Origin of the sequence: Aliidiomarina sp. (genome assembly GCF_047920995.1) — a bacterium.
Taxonomy (GTDB): Bacteria; Pseudomonadota; Gammaproteobacteria; order Enterobacterales; family Alteromonadaceae; genus Aliidiomarina.
In genome coordinates this window covers 1-1,944 of record NZ_JBLRWZ010000075.1, presented here as the reverse complement: position 1 = coordinate 1,944, position 1,944 = coordinate 1, and the positions used below count along the sequence as shown (strand labels likewise).

At 47.3% G+C, this 1,944-nt stretch carries 2 protein-coding genes and 1 pseudogene; all 3 read left to right on the top strand.

Going from position 1 to position 1,944, the window contains the following annotated elements; all coding sequences use genetic code 11:
- A pseudogene (locus tag ACNA7P_RS11145) lies at positions 1 to 275 on the top strand (AAA family ATPase); the annotation flags it as partial.
- Positions 276 to 336: 61 nt separating this feature from the next.
- Positions 337 to 510 (top strand): hypothetical protein, encoded by a 174-nt coding sequence (locus ACNA7P_RS11140; protein WP_416258696.1) that lies wholly within the window; start codon positions 337 to 339, stop codon positions 508 to 510.
- A 114-nt stretch (positions 511 to 624) separates the two neighbouring features.
- On the top strand, positions 625 to 1,944 hold a 1,320-nt coding region (locus ACNA7P_RS11135), incomplete at its 3' end, for a DEAD/DEAH box helicase family protein (RefSeq protein WP_416258695.1).

The following is a 1,944-nucleotide window of genomic DNA, read 5'->3' as shown; positions in this document are numbered from 1 at the left end:
AAGAGCTCACTGCCATTGGCGTTTACCCAAGTTATTCATGGAATGACGCCCGCGCCGAAATCGAATTTATTTTGGCAACAGATGAAGGAAACATCATCCCTGTTGAAGTAAAAAGTGGCAGGCGTACAAGAGCAAAATCTCTGGCTTCCTACGTTGAAAAGTGTGCACCAAATAAAACTTTTAAGTTAACTGGCACACAAGGCTCTTCAGCGTTAGAACAAACCAATATCGTGATGCCTTTGTATTTCACCCAGTATTTACCACAGAGATGGTAAAAGTAATAATCAACGATGTTCAATTAAATCAGAACTAGCCTACGGCAAAGAGAAGGTTTTTGTGAATCCGCGTTTAATGGTTACGTTGGTGTTCAACGATCAGGTATCAGAGCAGGTATTATCGCAGGAGTTCGCTGTGTTGCTACCGAAGGTGCAAGCCGCGCTGCGGCCTATTCTAAATAAAGAACTACTGGCCAAACAAATCGAAGCAAGGCGAGAACACCGATTACATTGACCGCAGAATGTTCCGATTGATGATTGAGAATGCGGAAGCCGGATAAAATCTGCACCTCAAACTTGCCCTTCACAAATTTTCCTGGCACTTTAAGTTTCCAAGTAAGGAGGCTGCATGCCAGATTTGCCACAGGGTTTGTACGAGCTACTGAGAACGGCCGAGTTAGACGAGGCACTGACGCAATTTGGCGACCGCGCTGAGCTTGAAAACCTCAGTTTAGAAACCGGTTCGCGCCATTTAGCGCATGCTATTACCGAGCAGGTTTCCGATATTCTAGCGCAGGTGGCAGATGCTGGCGGCAATGCCCAAGAGCGTTTGCATCGGCAAGTTGAGCTGCTCAACCAACTTCTCGTACAAGCGCGGCAGCTGGCGCGAATTGAGCGTGAAGCAAATCCCATTATCACACCGCCACAAGTGCTACGGAGTATTTCTCCACCAAACCAACGCACCGAAATTCCGGCAATTGGCCTAGCTCAGCCTTGGTTGTTTACTTCGGGAAAAGATTCTCCCGCGCTTTTACATGAGCTGCAAAGTGAGCTTAATAGCTGCGATTCAGTAGATATTCTGGTGAGCTTCATTACGGTTTCTGGCGTGCGCAAAATTATCGACACCTTAAAACGCATTACGGCGCTCAACGCGGCAGGCAATTCGCAAACGAAGATTCGTATTATTACCACCACGTATATTGGTGCTACAGATCAAAAAGCGCTGGATCAACTCGCTGCTTTACCTAATAGCCAGGTAAAAGTTTCTCTCGATGGACGGCGAACCAGGCTGCACGCTAAGGCTTGGATTTTTGAACGCCAAACCGGTTTTGGCTCGGCGTATGTTGGCAGTGCAAACCTTTCTGGTGCGGCTTTAATGGGTGGCTTGGAATGGACCGTGAAGTTCACTGAAAAGGGGCAAAAAGCACTTTTTAGCCGCGCCAAGGCCCACTTTGAAACCCTTTGGCAAGATGAAGAATTTCAAACTTATGATCCGAATAACAGCGAGCATCAAACTGCACTTAAAGATGCGCTGGTACGTGAAAAAGGCGGTCAGTATGAGGCTGTGCAGGGCATTACTACATTTTTTGATATTCAACCAAAGCCCTTTCAGCGAATTTTATTAGAGCAGCTTGAAAATGAACGTGAGCATGGCCGTTTTAGGAATTTGCTGGTGGCTGCAACGGGTACGGGTAAAACCGTAATGGCGGCCTTTGATTACAAACGTTTATGTGAGCACGAAGGCGGTCAGCCGCGGTTTTTGTTCGTGGCGCACCGTAAAGAAATACTCCAGCAAGCTCTGAGTACCTATCGGCATGTGCTGCGCGACGGTAATTTTGGTGCGCTTCTTTCAGGGCAGCACCAACCGACCCAGTATGCTCATGTGTTCACCACCATTCAAAGTGCATTAAGCCAGAATCTGATTGAGCAATATGGTGCGGATTACTGG